The organism is Sulfitobacter sp. 1A15299, from assembly GCF_043556915.1.
GTDB lineage: Bacteria > Pseudomonadota > Alphaproteobacteria > Rhodobacterales > Rhodobacteraceae > Sulfitobacter.
The window spans coordinates 1-18,765 of record NZ_JBIFFJ010000004.1; the positions used below are offsets into that span (position 1 = coordinate 1).

Below are 18,765 nucleotides of genomic sequence, written 5' to 3' on the forward strand. Positions count from 1 at the left end.
ACTCAGACGGACTGATCAGCTCGGCCGTCGAAAGCGCCCGGCCAGCCGCGAGTTACACCACGCTATGGGGCATGATCGCTTTCAGCGCAGCATTCTCAGCGTGTGCCTTATTCAACCGTTCCTCTCCTTCGAGCTTCGCGTGACCCAGGTCATCGAGCTCCGCTGCCAGATGATCTATCTCGGAGAGGAGGTCGCGGATTTGGGCGCGCTGGTTGGCGAGATCGACATTTTGGGCCGCCACGGTTGCTGCGGCGGTCGTCCTAAGGCCTTCCAGTTCTTGTCCCAAATGGACAAGCACCGCGGCCTCGACCGCGGCTCCGATCTCATTGACTGCGGCGCGACTTCCGTCGGGCAGCGCCGCGATCAGCCGTTCCCGGCGTTGGCGTTCCCGCTCTTCGAGAAGACGTTTTACTTCGTTGTCGAGGCTCTGCGCATTGATCCCGACTGCCACCCCCAGTTGGCCGCACATCGCTTTCTTGACGGTATCTCCGGTCGGCGCTCCGCTGGTTTGCTCGACCAATTCGATGCCTTTCAGCACCTGTGCTTCGGTGTATTTCGGGGGACGGCCGGTTCTCTTCTCGGTCATGTTTTTTCCTCGGGTGGTTTCGCAAAGCTTTTGCGAAAGTGGGTTTGTGAAAGTGGCAGTCATGGCTGCTATGAAGAAGATTGGCTCAATTGCCATGACCAGAAGAAATTTCTACCAGTTCAAGCAATTTCCGGCGTTAGATCTGGCCACAGGCTTCTGGCCATCGCGAGCGGCGCGCCGAGATCGTCGAGAATGATCGCGGGTACGGGCTTGCCCCCGGCAGGCCTCTTCAGCATGAGAGGCGTCATCTTCCAGGCATTCGCGGCCGCGACGCGCTGGCAGAGCGAAACCAAGCTCGATGTCGGCCGCCCCCGCCGGAAACGCTTGGCGCTGTCCTCGGATTCGAAGTCCCGCGGCAGGTCCGCTGTAAGGCCAGCCGCCGAAAGCCGGGTTCCACGAACAGGTCTTCCCATGGCGGCGCGCAAAGCATTCTCGATCCGGACAAACCCTTGCCAGTCCGGTTCATGCTCCAGACCCCGTTCAAGCGCGGAGAGCGTTGACAGGCGCGTGATAGGAAAATCTGGTAGTGGCATATTGCTCAGGATTACGACCCGTTTGGGGCGGGCCGGCGAGACAAGCCGGAGCCGGGCTATCGCTTGGAGCGTGGCGCATTCGCGAGACTGAGCGAGTATTGTCTGTGCGCGCGAGTCCGGATGCGCTCGCACCACCGCTTCCCGAAGCGAGCCGTCCGACATAAGCGCTTGTGAGCTGGCTTTCGGTAGAGGACCTGCATGCGGCATTACAGGTAGCGTATCTTGCGAGTACACTGCCCGCGCCGACGCCTCAATGTCAGCAGGAGCCAACTGAAGGCGTCCAATGATAACAATGCTCGCAAATCCCTCGAAGTCGTTGACGCCTTGGTTCTTTGGCCCAAACCAGCGTGGCACTGCGCCCAAAAGCGGCTGCCTGAGGCCCCCGTCGTCGTCCTTCAAGACCGGCTGGCCGAGGTCACCGTGCAATGCCGCAAGAACCGATTTTGTCGCAACGACAAGCACGCCGTCACCCCCGGCCCTATCGATTTCACACTCGAGGATATTGAGAACCGCCGCTCGCCTATCAGCCCCTTTTTCCGGATGTAACAGCCAGCTGTTTGACAGGGTCAGATCAGAGACTTGCACGATGTCGGCAACAGGCGGCGACTGAATCGAGACGAACGCCGCAGAGTGCGCGATGCGTTCGGTAATATCGGGATCGGCATCGGCATCAAGAAAAAGAACTGGAGCATCTCGATCGATTTCAGCAATGCTCGCTGACTGTATTACACGCTGGGATCCTCGTTCTGTCGTCAGGTCGCGCAACTTGAGGCCGACACAATGGCCTGCCTCCTTCTCAGCAAGGCGTTTGAAAATTCGCTGCTGTTTTTGCGAATTAATGAAGGACTTTTTGTCGAATGTCCCCAAGCGAAACTCGACCGCTTCGGTGGATTGCCAGGGGCCGAGTTCGAGGGAGCACCGCGCCTGGCTCTCCGCTTGCGAGAGACTTTGCAACTCCATTGTATCGATCCCTGAGCTCCTAAGGTGGTCGTGAAGCGGCAGGTTGCGTTGTAGTCCGTCCACAATTGCAGCCTTGGCACGAGAAAGAGCGCCATGAAGGTTTTCCGGATAGGATTTCGCGGGCGCGCGCATGAAATCGTCAATTGCGAGCTGCGAAGTGCGGGCCAATGTAGGCCAGACTTTCTCGTCGATCACTCGGAGGACGACGCGGTAGTCCCGGTCGATCGGTGGATCAACTGTCAAATAAGCGTGCGACAGGAAGGTGATGTGGGTCCCTTGGACATCCTTTTGTTCGAGGTACGGGCATCCTAAAGCGCAAGGCGACTGAACGAAGTTCCCGTCCGGGTCCAGACCGCGGCAGAGCACACGGGTCACAGACGGCACAAATGCAGAAATTTCCTTCGCGATCTCGGCACGCTCGCACATCTTCTTCTCAAGGTCGTCGGGGCGCTGAGCGTCGCGCCCCCGGATCACTCGAGAGGGCAACCCGGGCGCAAGGGCGCTGAAGTCGGCATGGGCGCGTGTAGCGAGGTCGAGCGTTGGGACGTAGATTAGTACATGGCCTTGGGCCAAAAGCTCCTTGCCGTAGCGCGCGATGGCGCGCAGCGCCGTCGCGGTTTTGCCGAGGCCGGCCGTGACCCGCATTGCAAGTGCGGCGTCCGGCTCTGCGGTCCCGTCTGCTGCCGCTTTCACAAACCGATTGATTTCCTGATCAAGCTGCGCTCTTGCCTCGACAGGTGTCGACCACCGTGGGACCCGGAGCGCTATTCCAGGTTGTTTTTTATGTTTCATCTGCATCCTCCATTTCAGAGGAAATGGGCGCAGAAGCTGTCGTGAAGAAACTCACACAATCACGACTGCGTGATTGATGGCGCATCGGCAATTGTGCCGCGCCTCAATTAAGATTCCAAATTGAGACATGGCACCTTTGTTCGTAGCGTTCCCGCATTTCAGCATCGCGCACCCGGGGACTAATTACTTCTCAGCAATAACCTGAGGAGGAAAATATGCTTTCAGTCGAGGATGTGGCCAGACACTTCGGTCTGCGCCCAGATACAGTCCGGCGCAAAATCCGGACGGGAGAAATTGATGCGATCCGCATCGGCAGGGTCTATCGCTTGGCGTGGCCGGATGTGTGGGCCTGTGAGGACGGACCCATGCCGAAACGTGCGCGGTTTCCGCGCTATCAGGATGACTTGATCTGCAAGAAGACGATCGCCGCGGCGCTCCGGGTCAGTGTGCGCACTGTCGAGCGATGGATCGCTGACGGGCTGCCGACGCGTAACGTATTCGAAACGGTGCGCTGCAACCCCCATGACGTGACGGATTGGTTGAAGCTCCGGGGGGTCGAATTGCCTATCGGATGGTGGACGTGACCTCGCCAATCTTTCGCACGGATGGGGTAGGGCTCATCCCGACACAGGCGGGATTGCTTCGCCTGTTGCACATCCGTCCCCAAACATAAATCGGCGTGATGTTTGGGGGCGACCCTGCGAAACGCGGGAAAATCACGACGGACTGTGCGAAACGCCCCGCCAGGCGCGATCTCCTGAAAGGACCAATCCCGGTCCGCGCATCGGCACCCGCCAGCCGCCTTTTGTCATGAAGGCGGCCCGCCGGGTCCCGAATCTGGAGATCGAAGAAATGAAGCACGACATAACACTGACCAATACCGCGAGCGCGACGTTCGCCGACTTTCTGGAATGGGCGAAGCAAACTTGCGTAAGCCGAGATACGATCTACGAGATCGAAAAGGTTGCCGCACGGCTCGACATGACCGATGAGGAAGTGGATCTGATCCCGGCCGACCTCGCCTATTTCGAAAAGGTCATCGCCATGTCGCCCTACGGCGCGGTTTCGCGGTCGAAGTACCTCGAAACTGCCCGCAACCGGGGCAATTCGCGTGTTCGCAGTGCCCTGAAACGGTTTCTCGCGGCCCGCGGGCAGCAGACCCAGGACGCGACCATCCGCGCCAGTTACGACCGGGCGATCGGGTTCATTGTCGACAACGAAGGCTTCGTCGATCGCGGGGCTCTCTTTACCACGAACACACATCGACCATTTCTGCTGGTCAGGGCGCGGGCGCAGGTCGGCCTGTCTGGTCTCACTCAGGCCGAATTCGACCGGCTTTGGCGTGATGCGACGCCGGAGGGTCGCAAGTCGCTCAGAAATTTTGCGCAACGCGTTGGCGAGCTCCGGCGCGGCCATAACCGCTGGCCGGCGCTTGCGGATCTGCTGCCGCGTCAGGACTTTGTCGTGCCGGTTGCGTCAGACCGGGCCCGTCGAATCCTTTGGCAATCTTTGCCAGCGTCATTTCAGGCAGATGCCGAGGAGGTGTTTCGCCAGACCCTGCGCCAACCTGCCGATCTGAAAACCTGGGCAAGAGAGCAGCTGCGCCTCGGTCGCCCAGCGGTCGAAATCGATAAGGAGATTGCCCAGCGCGTCGGTAAGCAGAAGCGCCCCCCGACAAACATCGATTCCGCACTCGCCGGCTATCGGCAAGCGACAACCTGGCTGCTGCGCGAAAGCTACCCGCCTGACGCCGGGTTCGCTGGTCTTGCAACACTGCGCGATCTCTTCACAACTGATGCACTGGAGGCGGCCTGCGATGCGCAAATCGCCCGAAGCGCAGCGGCCGTGACGCTCAAGGATGCCGACGAAAGTTCGACGCTTTGGTCACGCTTTACCAATCTCACAACGGTCGCGCGCCATGGACTGCGTGATCCCGAGATCTTGGCCCGGCTCAAACTCGTCAGCATGTTTTATTCTGACTACGTCCTTTCGCCAACAGAGATGACCGCCGACGCGGAGGCAATCTGCGACCGGCTGCGCAAGTCGCCGCATCTTGCGGCTGCATTCGTGAACGCTCCGGCCCGCCTTGGCGCCATCGCCACCGAGGCTTTAAATACAGCGACGACCGGCTTCGCAACGGAGCGCGGGTTGCGGCTCTCCGCTTGTGCGGCCAGCTATGCCGTACAGGTCAGCCGGGCGCTGCGGCCCGCCAACCTGTTCATGATCCGCCGCAAGGCGACGCGCGGATGCCCTCGAAATCTCACCTGGATCGTGGAGAGGGAGCATGCCGAGATCCGGTTTTCGGGCGGAGAGGTCAAGAATGGCCAGACCGTGATCGTCAACGTGTACGGCGAGGACGCCCGCATTCTCTGGGACTGGGACCAGGTTTACCGTCCGGAACTCATGAAGATACGTTGCATCAAGTCGTCGCCCTATCTCTTCCCGGGCGCTGCCGGCCCACGATTGCGCAAATCGGCACTGAATTTGCCGACCGGGTGCATGTCCGTCGCGTCGATCATGGAGCTCTGGGATCTCGGGGACCGACAGCTCGGCCTCGGCCTGACGCCACATCAATGCCGCCACGCGCTTGCGACGCTAATGTTGGCCGTCAGACCAGGCGATTTCGCAGGTGTGGCTTCCGTTCTCGCCAACACCGAACAAGTCGCGCGGCGCCACTACGGCAAGGACAGCGGTGAGGCGGCGGCCGTGGCCGTGCGCGAGTCTTTGCTCGCGCGGCACCCCGATATCTTTGCGCGCATGCAACGGAGGACATGATATGAAGACCGATCTCTCTATGGTTCTCAAAGATGCGCCGGCAGCCGTGCGGTCGGCGATGACAGACGACGCGCAGGATCTCGCGCCAGGCGCGGCGCATGTCATGGGTCGGTTCTGGTCTGCGGTCCGTGCGGGCAAGGGTAACCTGTCGATGCCTCCCGCGGAAGCTTACCGCGCGGCCGCCGCATCGGAGTCGACGTTTCGGTGTCTAATGCGCACTATGGCGGCATATGCTCCGCACGTATCCACCGCGCCGGCGAAGCTCGTCAGCGACGAATGGTATGCCCGACGGAAGAAACCGCCGGCGAAGGCGGCCCCGAAGCCGGTTGAGCCCTTCGGAGCAAACTGGCCCGCATCCTGGCGGCAGATGAAACCGAAACTCGATGCTGCGCCAATATTGGTTAGCACACGGGAGCGCTACTTCGCCAACATTGACCGGTGCGCCGCGGTTGTCACTGAGGGCTTGGCTTCGGACACGCACGGATTCATCTCAGCCTGCGAGTTGGCGGACGCGTTTCTATTCCATGCCGACGAAAGCCTACGCGTGAAGGCTGTGACGGCCGCAAATTACATCTATGGTCTGATTGCTCTGGGCGTCAGGGGTGGCGTGGCGGAAGAGAGCTTGACCGCCATGCGGGTCATCTGGCGAGACCTGCGGGATCAAGCCGCGCTTGATGAAAAGAACAAGTATGAGCGGCTCTCCGATCTGTTGGAGCGAGGAGGATATGCCCATGTGGCGGACAGGATTGGTGAACTCAGAACACGCGCTCAAGATCTACCGGCACACAGCGCCGCCCGCCGCCGCTGCATGCAGCAGGCGGTCGTCTGCGCTGTCATTCTCAACAAGCCGCCGCGCAAAGGCGATGTCGTATCGTGGCGGTTCGGCGAAGAACTCATCCGTGACATCGATGGGACCTGGCGCGCCGAGTGGGAGCAAGAAAAGACAGGAGGCGCGACGGAAACAGGTGGGATGTGGCCAGAGATCTGCGACATCCTCGATGAGTGGATTCTCGGCGGCCGTCCCGATCGCCTTGTACACATTCGCTACAACGAACTCATCGGGCGGAACTGGCTGTCGCACGATGGCACGGCGCTCCATCGCAACCTTCCAACCGAGTTGACCAAGGCTGCGATCGGAGTGCCGTCCCACGACCTGAGGACTCTGGCCGCAGATTACATGCGACGTTATGATCCGGCTCACGCCGCTGATATCATAGCCACGCACCTTGGGCATGCCGACCGAAAGTCGACCGAGAACTATCGCGCCGAGTGTGATGGGGCGGCGGGTCAGGCGATCTGGCAAGAGTCGCGAGCGACCATCGCGACGCAGGCAGGAATTTCAACCGACAAGCGCAAGGCGAGAAACCGGGCGGTGAGAAGAAGTCTATGAGATCAGCACGGGATGAATTGACGCCGCATTCAAGCATGATTCTCGGCTGCTGATCTTGCCTGTCGAAGTCGCCTGCCTTCGCGACAATGAGATTAAGACAAGGCGTGGCAACATTCCTGCCTGCCGCGCTCCTTCTTGCGAGAGCGCGGCAGGCAGGAATGCAGTGCCTGAAATAGATAGAAAAGGCGCCGGCCATGAAACTGCTGCTATGGGAACGTCGGCGAATCTACTCCTTGGGAATCGAAAAGAGGGCTTTCCCAGGGGCCTTGATCGCCGCGAATGGCGTCGTAACTTGGAGGTATTTTTTGACAATTCAATCAGTTCTCGTCCGCAGTGCGAGCGATGACCCCGCGCTCGAGCTCACCAATAGTTTCTTCCATAGACACGGTGAAGCGATGCTGAACGCTGCTGCATTGCTCGGCGGACCGGGGGCGCATCGCCGCTGTCTGCGGCTTTTCGTGAATATTGAAAAAGCCACTGTTTTTTCTAAGGCGCTCTAACATGAACTTGTATGGCTTCACCGCCTAATCATGCTTGATTTCGTCGGCGATCCGGAGCGCGAGGAAACCGCGCGCTTCATCGCGCTTGATATTCTGGATTTGCGTGTTGAGGAGATTTGCCTCAAGGCGGACCGTCTCTTTGATCTTCTCGTCGCGATCGCCGACGAGCATCCGGACTGCAATGTCGTTCAGCGCGAGATTTTCGATCTCTCGGCAGCATGACACCTCCGCCGGCCATTTGGCCGGCGTCTTGAAGCCCTGGCATTCCGCCACGGCGAGACCGGAGTTGGTCATGAAGAACATTTTCCACACGATGCCCCTCGAAGAACTCTGCGCGCGATCGCTTGAAAAGATCAAAAATGTCAGCGGCGCGGCAACGTCGGCGGAGATTGCAGGGACAAGCGAAAGGCAGAACGCGATCCGAAGAGCCATGGACAGCATTTCCGAAGAGAGACTGCTTTGCCAGAATGGGTCCGCAGAACTCGATCTCGTAATGTCGATCCTCGACTGCGAGCTTGATCAAGAAACCCAGGAGATTGTACCGGTCTTTCACGGCCGCAACGATCCAGAAGAGGGCGCGATCGGCACCGTCGTAAACGAGCGGGTTCTGACCCCGCGCGGTGAGCAGATCGCCCAATGTCTCGGCAATCTGCGCATCCTTTGCGAAATGCTGCAAGTATTGCAGCATCGCTTTGCTGCAGAGCGCATCGTCAACCGGCGCTTCGGTGGTTGACGTTAAAACCTACTGGCGCCCCGGCCGAGGCACAAGATGTGCCAAGGCCGAGGCCGTGGGCGGGATCTCAAGCGCGCTCAATATCGCTTTCGCAGCGGAACGAGATAGCCGGACGCGGTCCGGTTTTGCCGCCAAGACCGGGACTTTGTTGACCGACATGCTCGGGAATTGCTACCCGACGACCAGCAACCCGAGTTCCTGCTTGGGGCGACGAGCGACAGTATGGTCCTCATCGAACGGACGCCGGATCATTGGCAGGGTCGATCATGACCCAGGCACGCAGACGTGCGGGCAAAAAAGATCGCGTCTCTTTCCCCGAAAAACACTGTGGTTGCTGTCTCGGAGTTATTGAGATGTGAGTTCTGCTGCGGCGAGCAGCAGTGGGCGGATCAACTCGGCGTATTCCGTGACAGTTGCTACCTATATCTATTGCTATGACTGGCTATGGCCATCGAATTTTGGAGCTCGGACGACGCGTAAATATCGGGATAGGCACCTATATGGAGGTTTCTGGGGGGCTTTTAGAGCATATATTGCGGAGAACACGGTCCCTGAAATTTCTTCTGGCTCCATGTTCGGTTTTTTTGGGCTGTTTCGGGGGTTTTGGACAAGCATCCTGATGGGCTGCCAGAGGTCCGATTTTGCGCTCTTTTTTCAGGGCCAGCTTTTTTCCGGAAAATTCGCGAAGGTATTGCGACTGTCACCCAATCTTTCTACTGAGGGCATGAAAAAAGCGAATCAATGCATGAGGGAGGGCCTGCGCTCAGGGCCGTAAGGTTTAGCGAGAAAGACAGCCGCGCTGGTGATTGGTGATGAGGCGGGTGTCGCATCGCGCTTGCTCTGGAACGAGGAACATTTCTTGCGGCGTCGCGCTGAACATCATCTTAAGAACTGTCGAAGCATCGACACCCATCTCGACAAGGTAGTCAAAAATGTCTTGGTATACCGGCGCCGCGGGCGGTAGGGCCACGCCGTAGGCGGAGACCTGATGTAAGCCCAGTTCCTCGAAAGGCCACCACATGAAGCGCACCGTGCCACCTGCGACGGCCAGTGGACAGGCTGAGTAACATCCGTTGACGACCTCAGTTTCCAGGCCCGCATCACGGATCAGACGCCCTGCTCGAAGAGCCTCATAGACCGCACCGCCGCCAGAACCGAGCGAGATAACTTTTGCCTCCGGATTTTCCATGATGGCGCTCGCCACGGAGTCGGAGAAGCCAGGAGTGATGTCGCCATGAATCATGATAGCGCGCCGTTCTGGGTCGAAGTTAACCTCATGACCGCGCGTGACCGCGACATACAATGTTGTTGGGATGTTGTGTCTCCCAACACAATCAAGGTTCCAAATCCGTCTCCGCGTATCGACGTCGATGTCGGAGTGGTAGCGTGCAGCGATAACCCAGTTTCCGAGCGATGTGGCAGCGATGGCAAATTCTCGGCCTGACGCATCAGGCTTGGGCTGCGGTGGCTCGAGGTGTGTAATGGCATCCGCATGACCGACCATGCGGCCGAGGATCGCACAGAGGTGCATCTCGACATCGACCTCGTTGAAGGCGGTACCGAGAAATTCGGTAAAGCCTTTCTCACGTGAGATTTCCCAGAACCGGTCTGACATGGCCTCAACGTCCGCAATGGCGTGTTCCCAACTCTTGGCAATCGAGTTTGTCGCCGAGAGTGCCATGGCCCCCAAAAAAAGGAGTATTGCAAAACCCTGTTGCCGCATGAAGTTTGTCCTTCTTGATGCTTTTGAAAGGAGCTTATCAAGCAATCAAGACAAACGTGAGGTGAAGTCAGTTTTCATTGCGGTATGGACTTCTCCGTAAGGCCTGCTTCCAGTTACCGGAAACCAGAGCTGACATGTTATGTGTCTGAGGTATTGGGCTCGGCCCCAGTGGATCCTCAAACCGAACAAATTACCCATCGTTGCGATACGGGAGAGAGGCCGCGCAGAGTGTCAGTCAGGCCTGCCAGACCTCCGAAAAGGCCGGCAAAGAAGCAGTCGGATAGCGCGAGCATATCAGCTGAGATTTGGCCAATGGGGATGAAGGTCGTCGATAATGAATTCGTGGTGGTGAACTTTGCTTCGCTTTCCCTGAAGATGAGGGTGGCTCGCAGGCAGGTCTGGGTGGCTATGCGTCAGATTGTTCGACATACCAGCAGGCCAGAACCGCAGCGCCATGCCAATGCCGACAGTCGCAACGATGGCCAAGACCAGAAGTGTGGGCACTGTCCCGTATGTGGTCATCAGCCAGCCTGCGAGAGGATAGGTGAGGAGCCAGCAGGCGTGGGAAAGCGCGAATTGCGCTGCGAAAATTGCTGGCCGGTCTTCGGGATGAGCGGAGCGGCGCAGAAGACGGCCAGATGGGGTTAATACGGCTGAGTTACCCAAACCGATCACCAGCCAGACAGCTAACAGCAATGGCCAACTTAATCCTATAGATATGACCAAGACCGCAATGGTGAACAGCGCCGCGACCATGAGCCAAGCGCCTGTCAGCATCACTGGCCTGTCGGGGAATCTGTCCAGCAGCTTCGGCAGGGCAAGTGCCGAGATCATGCTGCCCGCCCCGAAAGCGAACATGCTCCAAGCCAAGGCAGTATCGTCCAGCCCGAGCTGCCCACGCACCAGAACGACCGTGTTGACCAGAACCATGGCCCCCGCGCTCGACACGGCCAAGCTGAGGCCCAGCAGGCCACGTAGGCGCGGTGTAGCGAGGTAGATGCGAATGCCTCTTGTGGTGCGGTCATACACCCTGCGTGGCTCTGCGGCCTTGGGACTGGGCAAGATGACCGAGATCACCAGCAGGGCCGAGGCCACGAAGCCTGCGACCGTTCCCAAAAACAGAGCGTTGTAGCTCATCACCGCCAGCAGCACGGCGGCCAGCGCGGGCGAGATAATGTTCTCCAGATCATAGGCCAGCCTTGAGAGCGATAGCGCGCGGGTATAGCGATCTTCTTCCGGAAGAACGTCCGGGATAGTCGCTTGAAATGTTGGCGTGAAGGCGGCAGAGGCCGATTGGAGCAGGAAGATTAGGACATAGACCTGCCAGACCTCGGTTACGAAAGGCAGAGCCAGCGCCACTGCCGCGCGCAGAAGGTCCAGCGAGACCAACATCGCGCGGCGCGGCACACGGTCGGTAAAGGCACCAGCGATCGGAGCAATGCCGACATATGCCACCATTTTGATGGTAAAAATGGTGCCGAGCACCATCGCGGCCTGGTCTCCGGACAGGTCGTAGGCCAAAAGGCCAAGCGCCATCGTCGCCAATCCGGTCCCAAGAAGTGCTACGACTTGGGCCAGAAAGAGATGCCGGTAAGTGCGATCCAAAAGAACAGCCAGCATATATCTCTCAAAGATAGCGGGTGATGGTTTTGAGCTCGGCGCGGTCGCTGGCGGAGCCGTCGACTTCAAGACAATGATCGATGTGATCGTGGATTAGAATTCGCTTCGCGTTGGTCACCGCCTTCTCGACAGCTTGAAGCTGCTGCGCAACATCAACGCAGGGCTTGCCTTCCTCTAACATTGCGATAACCGCTCGCAGGTGCCCATCGGCACGTTTCAGCCGGGCAATGAGGGCAGGATGACTTGCATGAGTGTGTATGTCAGACATACTAAGACCGTATCCCCCTCGGGGGGATAGAGCAAGATGGCGAAGCCACCCAGAATGATAGGCAAGAGGCAGATAGCACGAATGCAGTTTTTGCGGACAACCGGACAAGCCGCTTTCGCGATGCTTCTCTGCGTGGCCGTGCTGCTCTGGTCCGTCGTGCCGACGTCTTCGCATGTCCCTGCTGTGCTGGATGTTCTCCAAGAACATGAGCAGATGGTCTTAGATCATGGGCATTCTCATGGTTTGGAAGAAGACCTCGCATGGGCCATGCACGGCCATAGTCACGACAGTGCGGACCATGACCATAGCCAAGCCGTGGTGCTGGCTCATGAGCCGAATATCCGGCCTGTTGAGGTTGTCCGGGCTGCGTGGCGCCTAAGTGCCGCTTCGGCAAATACCTCAAGGGTGTATTCGATCGAAAGACCTCCGCGCGCGTGATCCCCAGTGCCATGTCGGCACTCTCATTCCGATCACAACCTTATTTGCGGAGTTCACTTCATGAACACAGTCCAACGGGGCTGGACCGATCTTGGCACACGCCGGGTCGCGATCTTGTCCCTCATCACGATCACTTTGCTCATCCTGAGCGCAGGCCATGCCTTGGCTCATAATGTCACCCCCGGTGACGCGGGGTATATCCAAGAGATATGGGGGGTGAACATCATTCCCTTTATGTATCTCGGCGCCAAACACATGGTGACGGGTTACGACCATATCCTGTTCCTGCTGGGTGTCGTCTTCTTCCTCTACAAAATGAAAGACGTCGGCATTTACGTCAGTATTTTCGCCGTGGGGCATTCGACCACGATGCTGGCGGGGGTCTGGTTCGGCTGGGGCGTCAACGCCTATATCGTTGACGCAATCATTGGCCTTTCAGTGGTCTATAAGGCGCTCGACAACCTTGGGGCCTATCAACGCTGGTTCGGTGTGCAGCCTAATACAAAGGCTGCAACACTGATCTTCGGCTTTTTCCACGGGACCGGCCTCGCGACCAAGATCCTCGACTACGATATCGCTTCGGATGGCCTTCTGGCCAACCTTCTGGCGTTCAACGTTGGCGTCGAACTGGGCCAATTGATGGCGCTCGGCGTCATCCTTATCGTCATGGGGTTTTGGCGAAAGTCATCCAACTTCTTCCGCCAAGCTTACACCGCCAACGTCGTTATGATGTCCATGGGGTTCATCCTGATGGGCTTGCAAATCACTGGCTACTTCGTAGCAACCTGAAGATTAGGAGACCAATATGTTCAATGCAGAGAAACCAAGCCCCGACGAGCTTCCCTCCTCCCGCCAACTGCTCCGCTCCACAGCAATTGCCGCAGCCAGCGCAGTCGCTATCCTCGTGACCGTTGTGCTACCGGCCGAATATGACATCGACCCGACCGGGATCGGTGGCGTGCTTGGCCTTTCGGAGATGGGTGAGATCAAAGCGCAGCTTGCCGCAGAGGCCGAGGCCGATCGCCTCATGGAGTTGGAAGCCCAGCAAGAAGCGCTGCGCGGCCAGCAAGAGTCGAGCCTGTTGAATGACTTCCTCGGCATCTTTGTCGGCGCAGCCTATGCCCAGGAAGTGACAGCCGAGCCAGTAGAGGAATGGCGTGACGAGATCACGTTCACTCTTGCACCAGGTGATACCGCAGAATGGAAACTTGTCATGGAAGAGGGGCAAGTGGCTGAGTTCGTTATGCTGGTCGAAGGCGGTCGGGTGAACTTCGACCTGCACGGCCATGGTTCTGGCCAATCAGAGACCTATGAAAAGGGCCGCGGCTCTACTGGTGCTGAAGGTGAGATCAATGCGTCCTTCGCTGGCGAACACGGTTGGTTCTGGCGGAACCGCGACAATGAGGACGTAACCGTAACCGTCAAGGTGCGCGGCGAATACGCTGAGCTCAAAGACGCAAGCTGAAGATTTGGTTGCCAGCGTATGTAATGGATGCGCTGGCAACTATTATTGGTGGCGACTTCGAGCTCTGGCCTGTGCAAACGCCATGCTATAATTGCGAAAGCTTCAAGTTCTACGTGGTCAATGAGGGCTCAGAGTGGACATTGCACCTCGAGCCTCCTCCTGGGAGATAAAGGCATCCGTTGGCAGCCAGCCTGTGCTATACATAGTTGGCGTTTCGCTGGCATCTCATCGCGTACATGATGTGACCTGCCCCCCTTTGCGTACGGGGGCCGCAGACGCTACATCAATATAGATGCCGACGATCCAGCACGCCGCTAATAACGGGCAAGGAGATAAAAGACGATGCTCGCCGCATCCAAGGTCCTCGCAACTGTGAATGCTCCCTACAGTGCAAACCTTTCTGCATCCCAGCTCGGCTGCGCAATCTCGGATTTTAGCGCCGCTCAGTCTGCAATGGGCCCCGCTTTTTCCTTCTTCTCTGAAGTCCCTCTCGAACTTCAGATGTCATTTGTTGCAGAGTTGAACCTCTCGCACCACAAAGTACAGCAAGTCGCTAAGCACTTTCAGTCGCTTTGCCCGTTTCCTTTGGCATACGCTGCTGTCACCCTCTCAACACTTAATGCGAGCGATAGGGATCCCGGCTTCTTCGAGTAAGTGGTACGGGGCATTTCGAACCGCTGCATCGACGTCGATTATTTTTTTTGGCTTCTCTCGCGTGAGCCATAGAGCGAGCAAGCTCGCCACGATGATCCCTGAGCTGATGAAAATCAGCGAGATTTCAACAAGCAAGATTGATGAGATGCTATCCATTAATTCCTCCTTCAGAGAGCACTCTCATTTTTACGGAGAGGGTCTGACGCAGACCGTAGCATAGATTGCGGAGACGCGGGCAACGAAAGACAGACAGAGTGATCTGGGGTTCGACAGATGTTGGCAGCTGCCAACATCAATCATCTTGTACGCCAAACCTTGAGAAAGTTAGACATGATGGATGTCGATGCATGTGCCCCACCGCCTGAAGGAAGTCTGGAACCAAAGGAGCATTCCGGTGGCCCTTCGCCGTGATGGGAAGGGTGAGCAGGTGAGGGTGAGGTTGCCCTATGCTGAAGACAACTACGCTTGGCTTCGAGACGGCCGTCGACTTCGCCCCAACTGGAATGCGAGCCTGGCATGCTGGGAAGTGCCCAAAGCTTGGTTCAATGACCTTGTAAACCGAAGCCTGCGCCGTTGGGGACGTATCTATGTCATCCAACCTTATCGAGAGCAGGAGATCTGTGCGCCCGCCTGTATGAATGCAACAGGTCATGAGTGCCAATGCTCCTGTATGGGAGCAAACCACGGGCAGGGTGACGATGGCGGTTGGTTTTCAACAGATGATGCGTTTGCAGCCCGTTGGGGTGACCGCGAGCTTGCATGTCGATTGATGACTGCTCGAGCTGAGTAACAGGGTTATCAGAGAAATCTAAGTGCCAGCAGGCATACCAGCTTCTGCATCGTAATTCGAAGATTTGCCACTGATGATTGTGGTGACATAGTCTGAAGGCTCCACTTGCAACGCGAGCCTTCCTCTAAGCGCTGCAAGTCAAAGGTCGGCTACTTTTGCGCCTGTTAAGCGACATACGGCGACCTGTTTAGAGCCCATGGTACCGACTGCGCCAAGAGACCTGGTTTAGGTTTTGCTCCTTAACAACCCAACTGATTCAGACCCATTAGAGAGAGCAAAAAGTAGGGTAAAACTTTTTACCTTGACATCCTCTGAGGTTTAAGGCATTTAACCCTTGCACACCGTCAATTTTTTGGAGGAATGGGATTTGAGTAAAACAGAGTATAACGTAAAGCTGAGGGAGGCGGCCGCCCGAGCCCTAAGGGAAAAAGGATACACTGTTGAGGATGTATCTTCGGGATCAGGGGTTCCTAAGCTCTCGAGGCTGGAAATCTCAAACGAGCACGGAAAGCTGACCTGTGCCGTTAAGATCACCACCTACACCCAGGGCCGCATCTCATTTACTCGCAATTCTGACGGGACCTATAAGGTGCTTAGCGACAGCGACCGGGTAATCTATGCCTGTCCCGCTCTGGAAAACGAGGCAGAGGCATTCATTGCGATGTTCGATGCGGAAACCTTGAAGCACGCATTTGATGCCAATTTCGACGTTCGCAAGGGCACAGACCAGGAAGAACTGCCAATGTGGCTCAGCCCTGAGCTTGAAGAAGGGCGCAGGTTTGTGGGGTCGGGCTTTAAGGACAAGGCCCTTTGGTCTGAAGTAAGGTCATTGTCGGAGATGGTTGGTGGAGCTGTAACAGGGGAGCAACCTACGACATCGCCACACCCTGCAGCTGAGGAAGGTGAAAGGACCATGGGTATCATGGATCAGATCAAAATGATGCTCTCTGAGCATATGGGGGTACATCCAGATCAACTCGAAGTCGATGTTCGGGTTAAACTGTAAGTAGACAGAACACAGGCCCATATTTTTCGCTGGTGATTGAAATCGGGGATTAATTGATCATGCACACCCAAGATATCGGACAAACAGCGGAAGTTACCGCTCTCACTACTGCCAAGGGGCGCGAGCCTTTCGAGTTTACCGGCGAATTGCTCGCGTGGGCCTCGAAGCGTACGGAAGGCCGCTTCGGTGATAACTCTCCGACTGCCACGCTTCGGCTCTACAAGAACGTATCTGAGCGCGTGAAGCCCGCCCGGCGCTATGTGCTCGCCTTCGAGAAGATGGAAGCTGACGGGACGCTGATCATGGCATCCTACAGAACCTTCCCGAGCCTCGAGAAGATGGCGGAGAAAAGCCCCTTGGACAAGATGCACCGTCGCATCTGCGAGCTTGCCGGCGTGCGGGATCATATGGACGATATGAGGCCCGCAGAGCTTGGCGGACAGCGGATCAGGCGTGGCGCTGAGGCGGGTTAAAAGCGAAGCTCGCTGAAGAGCTGTTGGCAGCTGCCAACAGTAGGCGCTAAAAGCACTGGGTCCCCGATCTGTCCCGAGTGAGCATCCGCTCCTCGCGCTGAATCTGGGCCCCGGGGCCTTCAATCCTCGGTAGCTTTGAGGAATTGGTGCCAAATTTCAGATCCTGAAAAATTTAATTTACCAAGGATACCTTGGCAAAGGAGAACATCCGCACCATATCCGTTTGTAACGGCTCTGGTGATCCGTTCCGCCCACAGTGGAGAAGCATTCGTGCACACTCTTAGGACGCAAGACTTGCTGACCCTAAACTCAAAACCTTCGACGCAATGCCGTCGGCACAGTGGGCACCCAATACGGCATCAGATCTAAGGTTAAACCATGCTTATCTTCACTACCGAACCGCACGCTTTCAAGCGTGCATCCCAATCGATCTCCAAGCTGGATAAAGCAGGCTCACTCAGCGCGTGCCAAGCTGCTCTTGCGCGCGCAACAGGCCATCGCGATGTGCATCATATGCAGGCCCTCCAAGCTAAGGGTCACCTTGTGGCATCAGCAACCACCGACGTTCGAGCTTCCATCGTATCAAATCTCTATAAAATCACAGGGCTTCGAGCCGGCGATCTTCTGGATGCATTGATCCGAGCTCGGTTTTTTGACGGAAGCCCAGACCCGGCAATGTCCCTCGCAGTGCGTGAGGCCATGTTTGACGCAGATTTCGCTGATCGTGGGCGTCATGCTGTAGGGTCGCCCTGCCGGATTAAAGCTTCAGGATACAACGACCAACGTGCGCTTGTCGTTGAGAGAGGCGAGGGGCCCAATAGCCGAAGTAGAGCCATGATGGATCATAACATCTATAGCTTTGTCTCTCGAGAAATGCCGGCCTATCAGGCTGGAAGTGTTTTCATTCCGCTACGGTTCTGGATGCCTTATGGTTTCTGGGTCGAAGAAGATGGCTCGAAAATTATCTTCTCACGCGACTACTGCCCGCTCTGGAAAATCCAAGAAGGTAAATCGCCTCTCCGTGATGATCCAGACCGCGAAGTAATGTTCATTGATCAGCAACGGTTCTTTGACGAAGGGTCGTTCACAGGTCCGGTCGATGATGTGATGGAACAGGGAATGGAAATCCTTCGCCAGCACCGCGTAGTGTCACTGCCCCGGCTGGTGGAATGGTTTCCAGAATGCTTGAATACAGGCAGATGGATTTCGAACCTGAAGCGCTGGCCCGGCGGTCCGCAGGTAGTTCGTGCCGGGTGATCGGGTCCGATTGAGGTGATGTCACCTTTGACCAGACACGCTGATCATGATCTTGATCAGCGTGTCTGGCCTCAAAAGATCAGATCTTTTGGCGATCTTGCTCCGGAATCTCCCACTGGTCGTCCAGCGTGACAATGCCGTATCGATCACCATCATTGCCGGACTTGGGAAGGAAGGTCATCATTCCCACACTCAAGACCATTTCCTTGTCATGCACATGTTGCTGCCGAAAATGACCGAAGTGGGCGAGATACCCGAGGCCCTCCAACTCACGGCAAAGCTCAGCGATCTCGGCTGAATACGCGAGCTTCTGGCTCGCTGTGCTAATGTCCCAGATCCCATCAAGATCGGTCATCCAGTCTGAGATTGCAGCAGTAAGCTCGAGAGCATCGTCGGCCTCTACTGCGTCGGAATTAATCAGAAGGCCATGCCATTCTTGGTTGCGGGAATAAAAGTCATTAGGCTTCTTGATAGGGGAGGTGGGCACGAGCACAGTTTTCTTCATTGCGCGCTCGATCTCTTCTTGTTGGCGCTTCTCCTGCTCCGGTGTCGGCTTAGAGAAGACCGTGACTTCTACGCCAAAACCACGTGCAAGGCTGCGCAAGGTTTGCACCTCGGTCGCATATCTACCACTTTCCACCTTTTGAATCGTGCGGACATGCAAGCCGGAAGCATCCGCAAGGTTCTCTTGAGTCAGTCCCAGCATTTTGCGGATATACTTGCATTGGTTGGCGATATACTCGGCGTCTTGTGCCATCGTGTCCATCAGATCACTCCATGTTGCTGATAGGAATAACATGCC

General features: G+C 57.1%; 18 protein-coding genes. 10 read left to right on the top strand and 8 right to left on the bottom strand.

Annotation, left to right across the window (positions count from 1 at the left end; translation table 11 throughout):
* Nucleotides 1–52: 52 nt before the first annotated feature.
* Together ACGYK7_RS07260 and ACGYK7_RS07265 are read right to left on the bottom strand one after the other, a co-directional pair.
* Complete coding sequence (locus ACGYK7_RS07260; RefSeq protein WP_394400418.1) at nucleotides 53–586, bottom strand: hypothetical protein; 534 nt, start codon at nucleotides 584–586, stop codon at nucleotides 53–55.
* A gap of 119 nt (nucleotides 587–705) precedes the next feature.
* Complete coding sequence (locus ACGYK7_RS07265; protein WP_394400419.1) at nucleotides 706–2,871, bottom strand: DEAD/DEAH box helicase family protein; 2,166 nt, start codon at nucleotides 2,869–2,871, stop codon at nucleotides 706–708.
* 215 nt (nucleotides 2,872–3,086) lie between these two features.
* On the opposite strand from ACGYK7_RS07265, the gene ACGYK7_RS07270 reads away from it, so the two are divergent.
* The 4 genes from ACGYK7_RS07270 (at nucleotide 3,087) to ACGYK7_RS07285 (ending at nucleotide 7,536) form a co-directional block, all read left to right on the top strand.
* A complete protein-coding gene (locus ACGYK7_RS07270; protein WP_394400421.1) occupies nucleotides 3,087–3,455 on the top strand; it encodes a helix-turn-helix domain-containing protein in 369 nt (122 codons plus the stop codon).
* A gap of 226 nt (nucleotides 3,456–3,681) precedes the next feature.
* Nucleotides 3,682–5,646 carry a site-specific integrase gene (locus ACGYK7_RS07275; RefSeq protein ID WP_394400423.1) on the top strand — a complete coding sequence of 655 codons (1,965 nt, stop codon included), beginning with the start codon at nucleotides 3,682–3,684 and terminating at the stop codon, nucleotides 5,644–5,646.
* 1 nt (nucleotide 5,647) lies between these two features.
* Nucleotides 5,648–7,036, top strand: coding sequence for a hypothetical protein (locus tag ACGYK7_RS07280; protein ID WP_394400425.1), 1,389 nt, complete (start codon nucleotides 5,648–5,650; stop codon nucleotides 7,034–7,036).
* Nucleotides 7,037–7,230: 194 nt separating this feature from the next.
* Nucleotides 7,231–7,536 carry a hypothetical protein gene (locus ACGYK7_RS07285; RefSeq protein WP_394400427.1) on the top strand — a complete coding sequence of 102 codons (306 nt, stop codon included), beginning with the start codon at nucleotides 7,231–7,233 and terminating at the stop codon, nucleotides 7,534–7,536.
* A gap of 24 nt (nucleotides 7,537–7,560) precedes the next feature.
* Here ACGYK7_RS07285 and ACGYK7_RS07290 read toward each other — a convergent pair whose 3' ends face one another.
* Nucleotides 7,561–7,830, bottom strand: coding sequence for a hypothetical protein (locus ACGYK7_RS07290; protein WP_394400429.1), 270 nt, complete (start codon nucleotides 7,828–7,830; stop codon nucleotides 7,561–7,563).
* Between ACGYK7_RS07290 and ACGYK7_RS07295 the strand changes: the two genes are divergently transcribed.
* Nucleotides 7,829–8,269, top strand: coding sequence for a hypothetical protein (locus ACGYK7_RS07295; RefSeq protein WP_394400431.1), 441 nt, complete (start codon nucleotides 7,829–7,831; stop codon nucleotides 8,267–8,269). The two genes, ACGYK7_RS07290 and ACGYK7_RS07295, sit on opposite strands and share 2 nt — an antisense overlap.
* 778 nt (nucleotides 8,270–9,047) lie before the next feature.
* On the opposite strand, the gene ACGYK7_RS07300 is transcribed toward ACGYK7_RS07295, so the two are convergent.
* The 3 genes from ACGYK7_RS07300 to ACGYK7_RS07310 all read right to left on the bottom strand — a co-directional run bounded on the left by ACGYK7_RS07300 (nucleotide 9,048) and on the right by ACGYK7_RS07310 (nucleotide 11,880).
* A complete protein-coding gene (locus ACGYK7_RS07300) occupies nucleotides 9,048–10,037 on the bottom strand; it encodes a hypothetical protein (protein ID WP_394400433.1) in 990 nt (329 codons plus the stop codon).
* Between the two features lie 249 nt (nucleotides 10,038–10,286).
* A complete protein-coding gene (locus ACGYK7_RS07305) occupies nucleotides 10,287–11,612 on the bottom strand; it encodes an MFS transporter (RefSeq protein ID WP_394400434.1) in 1,326 nt (441 codons plus the stop codon).
* A gap of 7 nt (nucleotides 11,613–11,619) precedes the next feature.
* Nucleotides 11,620–11,880 carry a metal-sensing transcriptional repressor gene (locus ACGYK7_RS07310; protein WP_394400436.1) on the bottom strand — a complete coding sequence of 87 codons (261 nt, stop codon included), beginning with the start codon at nucleotides 11,878–11,880 and terminating at the stop codon, nucleotides 11,620–11,622.
* 498 nt (nucleotides 11,881–12,378) lie between these two features.
* On the opposite strand from ACGYK7_RS07310, the gene ACGYK7_RS07315 reads away from it, so the two are divergent.
* Together ACGYK7_RS07315 and ACGYK7_RS07320 are read left to right on the top strand one after the other, a co-directional pair.
* Nucleotides 12,379–13,107, top strand: coding sequence for a HupE/UreJ family protein (locus tag ACGYK7_RS07315; RefSeq protein ID WP_394400438.1), 729 nt, complete (start codon nucleotides 12,379–12,381; stop codon nucleotides 13,105–13,107).
* A 16-nt stretch (nucleotides 13,108–13,123) separates the two neighbouring features.
* The gene (locus tag ACGYK7_RS07320; protein WP_394400440.1) at nucleotides 13,124–13,783 is read left to right on the top strand and encodes a transmembrane anchor protein; all 660 of its coding nucleotides are present in this window, start codon (nucleotides 13,124–13,126) and stop codon (nucleotides 13,781–13,783) included.
* 609 nt (nucleotides 13,784–14,392) lie between these two features.
* On the opposite strand, the gene ACGYK7_RS07325 is transcribed toward ACGYK7_RS07320, so the two are convergent.
* The gene (locus tag ACGYK7_RS07325; RefSeq protein WP_394400442.1) at nucleotides 14,393–14,593 is read right to left on the bottom strand and encodes a hypothetical protein; all 201 of its coding nucleotides are present in this window, start codon (nucleotides 14,591–14,593) and stop codon (nucleotides 14,393–14,395) included.
* Between the two features lie 968 nt (nucleotides 14,594–15,561).
* Between ACGYK7_RS07325 and ACGYK7_RS07330 the strand changes: the two genes are divergently transcribed.
* The 3 genes from ACGYK7_RS07330 to ACGYK7_RS07340 all read left to right on the top strand — a co-directional run bounded on the left by ACGYK7_RS07330 (nucleotide 15,562) and on the right by ACGYK7_RS07340 (nucleotide 17,963).
* Nucleotides 15,562–16,233, top strand: a complete 672-nt coding sequence (locus tag ACGYK7_RS07330) for a hypothetical protein (RefSeq protein ID WP_394400444.1) — start codon at nucleotides 15,562–15,564, stop codon at nucleotides 16,231–16,233.
* Between the two features lie 59 nt (nucleotides 16,234–16,292).
* On the top strand, nucleotides 16,293–16,706 hold the full coding sequence (locus tag ACGYK7_RS07335) for a hypothetical protein (protein WP_394400445.1): 414 nt from the start codon (nucleotides 16,293–16,295) through the stop codon (nucleotides 16,704–16,706).
* A 378-nt stretch (nucleotides 16,707–17,084) separates the two neighbouring features.
* Nucleotides 17,085–17,963, top strand: a complete 879-nt coding sequence (locus ACGYK7_RS07340) for a hypothetical protein (RefSeq protein WP_394400447.1) — start codon at nucleotides 17,085–17,087, stop codon at nucleotides 17,961–17,963.
* A gap of 79 nt (nucleotides 17,964–18,042) precedes the next feature.
* Here the strand turns inward: ACGYK7_RS07340 and ACGYK7_RS07345 are convergent, their stop codons facing one another.
* Nucleotides 18,043–18,729: a helix-turn-helix domain-containing protein gene (locus ACGYK7_RS07345; protein ID WP_394400449.1), complete on the bottom strand. Its 687-nt coding sequence runs from the start codon at nucleotides 18,727–18,729 to the stop codon at nucleotides 18,043–18,045.
* Nucleotides 18,730–18,765: the final 36 nt, after the last annotated feature.

Bases quoted from the DNA above. Each gene is read 5' to 3' on its own strand.
- ACGYK7_RS07260 (WP_394400418.1), bottom strand. From the start codon at position 586: ATGACCGAGAAGAGAACCGGCCGTCCCCCGAAATACACCGAAGCACAG.
- ACGYK7_RS07265 (WP_394400419.1), bottom strand. From the start codon at position 2,871: ATGAAACATAAAAAACAACCTGGAATAGCGCTCCGGGTCCCACGGTGG.
- ACGYK7_RS07270 (WP_394400421.1), top strand. From the start codon at position 3,087: ATGCTTTCAGTCGAGGATGTGGCCAGACACTTCGGTCTGCGCCCAGAT.
- ACGYK7_RS07275 (WP_394400423.1), top strand. From the start codon at position 3,682: ATGAAGGCGGCCCGCCGGGTCCCGAATCTGGAGATCGAAGAAATGAAG.
- ACGYK7_RS07280 (WP_394400425.1), top strand. From the start codon at position 5,648: ATGAAGACCGATCTCTCTATGGTTCTCAAAGATGCGCCGGCAGCCGTG.
- ACGYK7_RS07285 (WP_394400427.1), top strand. From the start codon at position 7,231: ATGAAACTGCTGCTATGGGAACGTCGGCGAATCTACTCCTTGGGAATC.
- ACGYK7_RS07295 (WP_394400431.1), top strand. From the start codon at position 7,829: ATGAAGAACATTTTCCACACGATGCCCCTCGAAGAACTCTGCGCGCGA.
- ACGYK7_RS07290 (WP_394400429.1), bottom strand. From the start codon at position 7,830: ATGACCAACTCCGGTCTCGCCGTGGCGGAATGCCAGGGCTTCAAGACG.
- ACGYK7_RS07305 (WP_394400434.1), bottom strand. From the start codon at position 11,612: ATGCTGGCTGTTCTTTTGGATCGCACTTACCGGCATCTCTTTCTGGCC.
- ACGYK7_RS07310 (WP_394400436.1), bottom strand. From the start codon at position 11,880: ATGTCTGACATACACACTCATGCAAGTCATCCTGCCCTCATTGCCCGG.
- ACGYK7_RS07315 (WP_394400438.1), top strand. From the start codon at position 12,379: ATGAACACAGTCCAACGGGGCTGGACCGATCTTGGCACACGCCGGGTC.
- ACGYK7_RS07320 (WP_394400440.1), top strand. From the start codon at position 13,124: ATGTTCAATGCAGAGAAACCAAGCCCCGACGAGCTTCCCTCCTCCCGC.
- ACGYK7_RS07325 (WP_394400442.1), bottom strand. From the start codon at position 14,593: ATGGATAGCATCTCATCAATCTTGCTTGTTGAAATCTCGCTGATTTTC.
- ACGYK7_RS07335 (WP_394400445.1), top strand. From the start codon at position 16,293: ATGCACACCCAAGATATCGGACAAACAGCGGAAGTTACCGCTCTCACT.
- ACGYK7_RS07340 (WP_394400447.1), top strand. From the start codon at position 17,085: ATGCTTATCTTCACTACCGAACCGCACGCTTTCAAGCGTGCATCCCAA.
- ACGYK7_RS07345 (WP_394400449.1), bottom strand. From the start codon at position 18,729: ATGGACACGATGGCACAAGACGCCGAGTATATCGCCAACCAATGCAAG.